The sequence below is a fragment of the Nostoc sp. CHAB 5715 genome (assembly GCF_020829685.1).
Lineage (GTDB): Bacteria > Cyanobacteriota > Cyanobacteriia > Cyanobacteriales > Nostocaceae > Nostoc.
This window is the reverse complement of sequence record NZ_JAIVFR010000308.1, coordinates 1-7,380: the sequence shown is the minus strand read 5'-3', so window position 1 is coordinate 7,380 and position 7,380 is coordinate 1. Positions and strand designations below refer to the sequence as shown.

Annotated in this window: 9 protein-coding genes; 6 read left to right on the top strand and 3 right to left on the bottom strand. The window is 45.7% G+C overall.

Going from position 1 to position 7,380, the window contains the following annotated elements:
- A partial coding sequence (locus LC574_RS18005) for a hypothetical protein (protein WP_229454771.1) occupies positions 1–192 on the top strand: 192 nt, incomplete at its 5' end.
- A gap of 142 nt (positions 193–334) precedes the next feature.
- Here LC574_RS18005 and dnaK read toward each other — a convergent pair.
- Complete coding sequence (gene dnaK, locus LC574_RS18000) at positions 335–2,293, bottom strand: molecular chaperone DnaK (RefSeq protein WP_229454770.1); 1,959 nt, start codon at positions 2,291–2,293, stop codon at positions 335–337.
- Between the two features lie 73 nt (positions 2,294–2,366).
- On the opposite strand from dnaK, the gene LC574_RS17995 reads away from it, so the two are divergent.
- On the top strand, positions 2,367–2,651 hold the full coding sequence (locus tag LC574_RS17995; protein WP_229454769.1) for a hypothetical protein: 285 nt from the start codon (positions 2,367–2,369) through the stop codon (positions 2,649–2,651).
- 40 nt (positions 2,652–2,691) lie between these two features.
- Here LC574_RS17995 and grpE read toward each other — a convergent pair whose 3' ends face one another.
- Both grpE and LC574_RS17985 read right to left on the bottom strand, forming a co-directional pair.
- Positions 2,692–3,441 carry a nucleotide exchange factor GrpE gene (gene grpE, locus LC574_RS17990; protein ID WP_229454772.1) on the bottom strand — a complete coding sequence of 250 codons (750 nt, stop codon included), beginning with the start codon at positions 3,439–3,441 and terminating at the stop codon, positions 2,692–2,694.
- A gap of 3 nt (positions 3,442–3,444) precedes the next feature.
- Complete coding sequence (locus tag LC574_RS17985; protein WP_229454768.1) at positions 3,445–3,762, bottom strand: hypothetical protein; 318 nt, start codon at positions 3,760–3,762, stop codon at positions 3,445–3,447.
- Between the two features lie 145 nt (positions 3,763–3,907).
- Here LC574_RS17985 and LC574_RS17980 point away from each other — a divergent pair, with 145 nt between their 5' ends.
- From LC574_RS17980 to LC574_RS17965, 4 genes are all read left to right on the top strand, one after another.
- Positions 3,908–4,108: a hypothetical protein gene (locus LC574_RS17980; RefSeq protein WP_229454767.1), complete on the top strand. Its 201-nt coding sequence runs from the start codon at positions 3,908–3,910 to the stop codon at positions 4,106–4,108.
- A gap of 298 nt (positions 4,109–4,406) precedes the next feature.
- Positions 4,407–5,162: a MinD/ParA family protein gene (locus LC574_RS17975; RefSeq protein ID WP_229454766.1), complete on the top strand. Its 756-nt coding sequence runs from the start codon at positions 4,407–4,409 to the stop codon at positions 5,160–5,162.
- Positions 5,163–5,430: 268 nt separating this feature from the next.
- Positions 5,431–6,459 carry a glutaminase A gene (glsA, locus tag LC574_RS17970; RefSeq protein ID WP_229454765.1) on the top strand — a complete coding sequence of 343 codons (1,029 nt, stop codon included), beginning with the start codon at positions 5,431–5,433 and terminating at the stop codon, positions 6,457–6,459.
- Positions 6,460–6,502: 43 nt separating this feature from the next.
- The coding region (locus LC574_RS17965) for an FAD-dependent oxidoreductase (protein WP_229454764.1) at positions 6,503–7,380 on the top strand (878 nt) is incomplete at its 3' end.

Genomic DNA, 7,380 nt, shown 5'->3' with positions numbered 1-7,380 from the left:
CATATTGCCAGACGCAATTTTAAACACAGGGCAAAAAGCCGTTGGTTGAGTTGTTTTCGACGTGGTTATTTAGTGATTAAAGCCGCATTTCTTAATCATTTAACATTACCACAAGGTGGCTTTTTTCCTGAACCCTGGCCCACATTTACTCCAGAACTTAATGTTTCCCAAATCACCTTCTCCTCTGCCTAATTTTTAAATACCTACCCTTGAAAGGGGGAGTGGGAGGCAGGAAAGAAATAACTAATAACTAATGCCCAATGCCCCATGCCCAATGCCCCATGCCCAATGCCCCATGCCCAATGCCCCATGCCCAATGCCCCATGCCCAATCCCTAATCTATCGCCTCATAATCAACTTGGGCAGTACTTTCTTCGTCAAAATCAAAGTTGAATTGTGGTATTAGTGTGCCATTCATTGGTGAGTCTACTTCTGGGGTAAAGAGGTTAGCTGAAGCCTCTTCAGTCTCATCTGTTTGGCTATTAGCTCGATTGTAGACATCAGCACCAATTGCAAATAGGGTTTGTTGGAAGTCGTCTAAGCGCTGCTTAAATTCCACTGTGGAAATACTAGAATCAATCATTGCAGCTTGGAGTTGTGAAACTTTTTCACTAGCCAAGGTTTTCATTTGGTCGCCGATAAAGTTGCTATTATCCTTGATGGTGGATTCGTAAGTGAACAACAGATTATCTGCTTGGTTTTTGAGTTCAACCAGTTCTTTACGTCTTCTATCTTCGTCGGAAAACAGTTCTGCCTCTTGGCGCATCCGTTCGACTTCGTTGGTACTTAAACCACCTGTATTGGTAATCCTGATACTTTGTTCTCTACCTGTACCTTTGTCTTGGGCAGAAACCTTCAGAATGCCGTTGACATCGATTTCAAAGGATACTTCAATTTGCGGCACACCACGGGGCGATGGAGGAATTCCTGCTAGTAGAAACTTGCCGAGACTCTTGTTATCTCGTGACATTGCCCGTTCACCTTGGAGGATGTGAATTTCTACCGAGGTTTGCCCATCAACTGCTGTAGAAAAAATTTGTGACTTACTAGTGGGAATTGTGGTGTTGCGTTCAATAATTTTGGTGAACACTTCACCCAAGGTTTCAATTCCCAAGGATAGAGGAGTGACATCCAATAGTAAGAGATTATCGACTTCGCCACCCAACACCCCTGCTTGGATAGCCGCTCCCAATGCTACAGCTTCATCGGGGTTGATGGAGCGATCAGGAGCTTTGCCATTGAAAAACTTAATTAGCGCGTTTTGGACTGCGGGAATACGGGTAGAACCACCTACTAAGATAATCCGATCTATGGCTTGTGGTTTGAGATCCGCATCTTTGAGCGCTTGGATCATTGGTTCGATGGTACTTTCAATTAAATTAAGTGCCAGTTCTTCAAATTTAGAGCGGCCCAGTTCCATCTCCAGATGCTTTGGCCCGGTGTCATCAGCCGTGATAAACGGCAAGTTGATGGATGTATTCACCATGCTGGAGAGTTCAATTTTTGCCTTTTCTGCTGCTTCCCGCAGGCGTTGCAGTGCCATCTTATCTTGGGCAAGGTCGATTTTCTCTTGTTGCTGGAAGCGTTCCATCATCCAACGCACGATCGCATTATCAAAGTCGTCTCCACCCAGTTGATTGTTACCACTAGTCGCCTTAACTTCAAAAACGCCATCCCCAAGTTGCAGGATCGATACGTCGAAGGTTCCGCCTCCTAAGTCAAATACTAAAATTAGCTGCTCTTGGTCTTGCTTGTCCAATCCGAAAGCTAAAGCCGCAGCTGTTGGTTCATTGATGATTCGCAGGACTTCTAATCCTGCAATTGTGCCAGCATCTTTAGTTGCTTGTCTTTGGGCATCTGTAAAATATGCTGGTACGGTAATCACTGCCTGAGTAACTTCCTCACCCAAAAAGCTTTCTGCATCCTGCTTAAGCTTTTGCAGGATCATGGCGGATAGTTCTTGTGGCGTGTAGTTTTTTGAGCGAATTTGGACATCAACGGTATCGTCTCGACCTTTGATGCAGTTGTAAGGGACGCGATCGCGTTCTGTTTCAGTGTCTTCCCAACGCCGCCCGATAAATCGTTTTATACTGTAAATTGTGTTTTCGGCATTGGTTACGGCTTGGCGTTTTGCCAATTGACCAATCAAGCGATCGCCACTCTTGCCAAATCCCACAATACTTGGAGTAGTTCGTCCACCTTCAGAATTGGAGATCACCAGTGGTTGACCGCCCTCCAAAACTGCGACGCAACTGTTAGTAGTGCCTAAGTCGATCCCAATAACTTTTCCCATAATTATCAGTATTTTTACCGAGTATTCCTGCTGTAATATGTCGCTGACTAGCTCAAAACTTCAGCATATAGAAATGGGGAAGGTAGGGGAGCAGGGGGAGATGAGGGAGCAGGGGGAGATGAGGGAGCAGGGGGAGATGAGGGAGCAGGGGGAGATGAGGGAGCAGGGGGAGCAGGGGAAGAAAAATTGCTTCCTCATCTTCCTCATCCCCCTCATCCCCCTCATCTTCCTCATCTTCCTCATCCCCCTCATCCCCCTCATCTTCCTCATCTTCCTCATCCTCCTCATCCTCCTCATCCCCCTCATCTCCCTCATCCTCTCCATCCCATACCTCAATAATGATGCTCGTCCTTGCTAGAACCCAGGCACTTTCGGTCAGCGAGGCGAGCGACTACAGCTTAACTGAAGGCTTGACTCGACTGATCTTCTGGTGCAGAAGGGGTATCTTCCTTGGGAGCAGCTACTTTGACCATTGCATGGCGTAGCACGCGATCGCCCAAGTAATATCCGCGCACTAACTCTTCTAACACTGTTCCTTCAGGATGTTCATCCGTAGGTTCGCGCATTACTGCTTCGTGCAAGTTCGGATCAAATTCTTGACCTTCAGGACGCATTGGTGATACACCCAAGCGTTTCAGGCTATCTACCAATTGTTTGTAAACGCCTTGGTAGCTTTTGTGCATGGTCATTTCGCCTTCAGATTGCGGTTTGAGGTGCGATCGGGCCCGCTCAAAATTATCGACCACTGGCAGCAATTCCAAAATGGTGTTCCGCTTGATCTGTGTCTCTAACTCTTCTTTTTCTTTGCTGGTACGTTTCCGGTAATTCTCAAAATCAGCGGCAATCCGCATATATTGAGTACTACGTTCTTCTAGTTGCGTTTTGAGAGAGTCGATTTGTTGAGTCAGTTCTGCCAAAGCTGCTGTTTCCACTCCAGTTTTCTCACTTGCAGCGACGCTATTTTCTGGATTGAGATTAGCCGTATCCCCCGATACATTAGTTTGGGCTGTCACTTGCTCTGTCACCTCGCTACCAGATTCATTGAAATTAATTGGGGCTGGGGAGTCACTCTTCATTGCTTGCTTTACCTCTGTTGGTTCACCCAATTGCTGGCTTGTATTGTTTATCTGTTTATTTTCATCCATTATTGTCTACTCATTCCAGATGCTTTTGATGGCAGTGTATCTCCACAGCTTGCAACCGTCGTTATCCACGACTTGCAACTGAGGCTGATTTTGTTGCCGACAGGTTCCTGGAAGTGATGTAACCGTCCTCTTATTGTGACAAATGGTGAACACGTTGGCGTAGACGCCATTAAGGCGGTAACCCGAACGAGTAGGTTGAAGAAACAGACAAGGGGACTTGGGGAGCCACTGCTCGACGCTTGGTTTCCCGGCTTGAAGCAAGTGGCCATCATTGGGCATCCCTTCGGCTTCGCTCAGGGCAAGTGGGCATGGGGCATGGGGCATGGGGCATTGGGTATTGGGGTATCTACATCGATATTGGTCGAAGTAGTATTTTCAAGGCAGAGTAAGATAGTTGCTTTGATAGTTCAATAAGGATAAAATCCGTTAGGTGCTAAGTACAGTTTTGTGTAAAAGCGTAGCGTTTTTAATGCAGGGGAACGCATTAACATTGTCAGCCGACACATTAACATTGTCAGGCGATGCATTGGCATTGTCAGGCGATGCATTGGCATTGTCAGGCGATGCATTGCCATTGTCAGGCGACACATTGGCATTGTCAGGCGATGCATTGCCATTGCAGGGTATTGCAAAATTTAATTTGCTACGAATTAATCAAATGCTGTACTAAGTAACTCTACTTACCTAAAAGATTGTTGTGAGTAGGACTGCTTTAGTATCTACTCTCAACCAATTCTGAAACTGGACTGGCTTGAGCTAAGTACACATCAAAAAAATCTTTACATTCAGCCCTCTTTCAAGAAACAAGGCACAGGGTAGAAGAAAAGAGGATTGTATTTATTTCTTCCATCTATCAGGGGTGGCGATCGCCGCCACTGGGGTCTTTTTAATAATTGTTGTTTACTAATTGCAAATATTAAATAATACTTAATTATTATGCCGAAAGTGATTTCAATACACTCTTAATTATGCCGAAAGTGATTTCAATACACTCTTACCGGGGTGGAACTGGAAAATCGAACTTTACTGCCAACCTTTCAACAACTGTTGCTCTGGCTGGAAATAGGGTAGGCGTGGTGGACACTGATGTTCCCTCACCTGGAATTCACAACCTGTTTTGCTTGGAGCCAGAACAGATGAACAAAACCCTGAATAACTACCTTTGGGGGGAAAGTCCGATTGAGGAGGCTGCATATGATGTCAGTGCCAACGTGGGATTGACCGGAGGAGGTGAGATTTTTCTGGTTCCTTCGAGTGTGAAGGCAGATAATATTGCCAGAATCCTGAAAGAAGGCTACGACGTGAAGCGGCTCAACGATGGGCTTCGGCAACTGGTGAAGGCATTACAGCTTGATTATTTGTTCATCGATACTCATCCAGGACTCTCAAAAGAAACCTTTTTGTCGATCGCCATTTCCCATGTCTTGATTTTGATTCTGCGCCCAGATAAACAAGACTACCAAGGAACGGCTGTGACGGTGGATGTGGCGCGTCAACTCAATGTTCGTAAATTATTACTGACGATTAACAAAGCGCACAGCAAACTCAACTTTGAGGTATTGCAGCAGAAGGTAGAAGAAGCCTACAGTGCCCCAGTCGCAGGCATTTTTCCTCTATCGGAAGACATGGTGCAACTTGCCAGTGAAGGAGTGTTCTGCGTGAAGTATCAGGATCATCCCATTAGTCAGGAATTTACCAAAGTTGCCCAACGGATTATGGAATAACCGATTCATTACCAATACCTTTGCCAAAATAAGAGCCTACAAAAATTTTGGCAAAAATGGCAAAATGACCCATACATAAGCGTTTAGCTTACAAGGTAGCTTAGACGCTCAAACCGTTTATACTGCGGGAATACGTTAAAAAACACTTGCGGGAAACTTTGAAGGAATTTTTAGGACTTATTGTTTTTGCCAAACCTTAGAGACAAAGGAGTTAATACATCAACTCACCCTCGTAAATTGGCGAAGGTATTGATTACAAGAGATATTTATGAACACTGGTGATTTACACTCTCTTGCGAGTTCTATTACAGCAGTTGCATCTCCCTTTCGCAATTATCTGAGCGATGTTTACGAGAAGTATCGTTTGCTTGATGATGGTGTGGTTGCAGACTATATTCCGGAGTTGGCACTGGCAAAACCAGAATGGTTTGGGATTTGTGTCGTCACGAAAAATGGTCAAGTTTTTGATGTCGGAGAATGCGACCAACTGTTCACGATCCAATCCATCTCCAAGGCATTTGTCTACGGTTTAGCGTTGGAAGATCACGGTCGAGAATACGTCAATACCAAAGTCAGCGTTGAACCAACAGGGGAAGCTTTTAATGCAATTGTCTTGGACGAGAAAACGAATCGCCCCTATAACCCAATGGTAAATGCAGGCGCGATCGCCACATCTGACCTGATTAAAGGCAAGGGTGCAACGGAACGGCTCAAACGCATTCTAGATATGTTTAAGCGATATACGGGACGCGCTCATGATATTAACGTCCCTGTTTTTTTATCGGAAAAAGCAACAGGAAATCGTAACCGAGCAATGGCATATCTAATGCTCAACTTTGGTATGGTCAGCGAGCGAGTTGAAGAAACCCTTGACCTCTATTTTCAGCAATGTTCCATCTTGGTGAACGCACGGGATCTGGGAATGATGGCAGGGACGTTAGCGAATGGCGGGATTAATCCCGTCACAGGTGAGCGAGCGATTGATGAACGCTACGTTCAGGATGTGATTAGTGTTATGCTCACCTGCGGAATGTATGACTATTCTGGCGAGTGGGTGTATCGCGTTGGGATGCCTGCCAAAAGTGGTGTAGGTGGTGGTATTACAGCTGTGGCTCCTGGGAAGTTAGGGATTGGCACATTCTCACCCCCTCTAGACAGTAAGGGAAATAGTGTGCGGGGAATCAAAATTTGCGAAGAACTGGCTAAAGATTTTGGACTACATCTATTTAATGTTGCCAAGCCCGATCGCGTTTTAGAAGATTGGATTGCAGGAACAGGAGATGCAGACACTTGGTAGGTTTAACTGACTACTGACAACTTCTAAAAAGCGATCGCCAATCATGAATCCAAATTCAAACTCATTACTAAACATCCTCGAAAAAGGTTTAGAAGCAGGAAAGAGTCGCCCAAAAAAGGCGATCATCGTTGGGGCGGGGATGGCAGGTCTAGTTGCAGGCGACCTGCTCAAACGGGCAGGACACAATGTCACGATTCTGGAAGCTCAACATCGAGTCGGCGGCAGAATCTACACAGTGCACGAAGGACTAGCTCCCGGACTGCGGGCAGAGATGGGAGCAATGCGAATCCCCCAAAGCCACGACTTAACGATGGCATATATCAAGCGGTTCCGCCTGAAGACAGAACCCTTTATTTTAGCTAACCCAAACGCCTACATTTATCTACAAGGCAAGCGCGTTCGTCGCAAAGAATTCGACCCCAAGAAGTTTGAGTTTGATGTTCACCCACACGAGTTGGGCAAACAGCCCGAAGACCTCTTGAAAGCTACCTTCAAGCCGCTTTACGAGCGGGTGCTGGAGCAAGGAGAGACTGCTTGGGATGGGATTATTGAAGAATACGACCATTTTTCATTGCGTGGGTTCTTGCGCCATTCGGGTTGGTCAGAAGGAGCGATCGAAATGTTAGGTATTCTGTGGAATGTCGAATCCCGGATGAATTCTTCCTTCGTCAGTTACTTGCATCACGAATACTCAAACACCTTTTCGCACATGGTGTATCTGGTAGATGGCTCTGATGCTTTGCCCAATGCCTTTTTGCCAATTTTGGGTAAGAACATCCGGTTTGGAGCATCTCTGGAAGCAATTGAAAACACGGCGAAAGATGTCACGGTTACTTATGACACACAGGCAGGACGTTTTCAGGAAACCGCAGATTATTTGATAGTCACCATTCCATTTAGCCTGTTGCGTCATATTGAAGT

Coding starts and splice junctions, on each gene's coding strand:
- dnaK (WP_229454770.1), bottom strand. CDS start 2,293: ATGGGAAAAGTTATTGGGATCGACTTAGGCACTACTAACAGTTGCGTC.
- LC574_RS17995 (WP_229454769.1), top strand. CDS start 2,367: ATGGGGAAGGTAGGGGAGCAGGGGGAGATGAGGGAGCAGGGGGAGATG.
- LC574_RS17985 (WP_229454768.1), bottom strand. CDS start 3,762: ATGCCCCATGCCCCATGCCCACTTGCCCTGAGCGAAGCCGAAGGGATG.
- LC574_RS17980 (WP_229454767.1), top strand. CDS start 3,908: ATGCAGGGGAACGCATTAACATTGTCAGCCGACACATTAACATTGTCA.
- LC574_RS17975 (WP_229454766.1), top strand. CDS start 4,407: ATGCCGAAAGTGATTTCAATACACTCTTACCGGGGTGGAACTGGAAAA.
- glsA (WP_229454765.1), top strand. CDS start 5,431: ATGAACACTGGTGATTTACACTCTCTTGCGAGTTCTATTACAGCAGTT.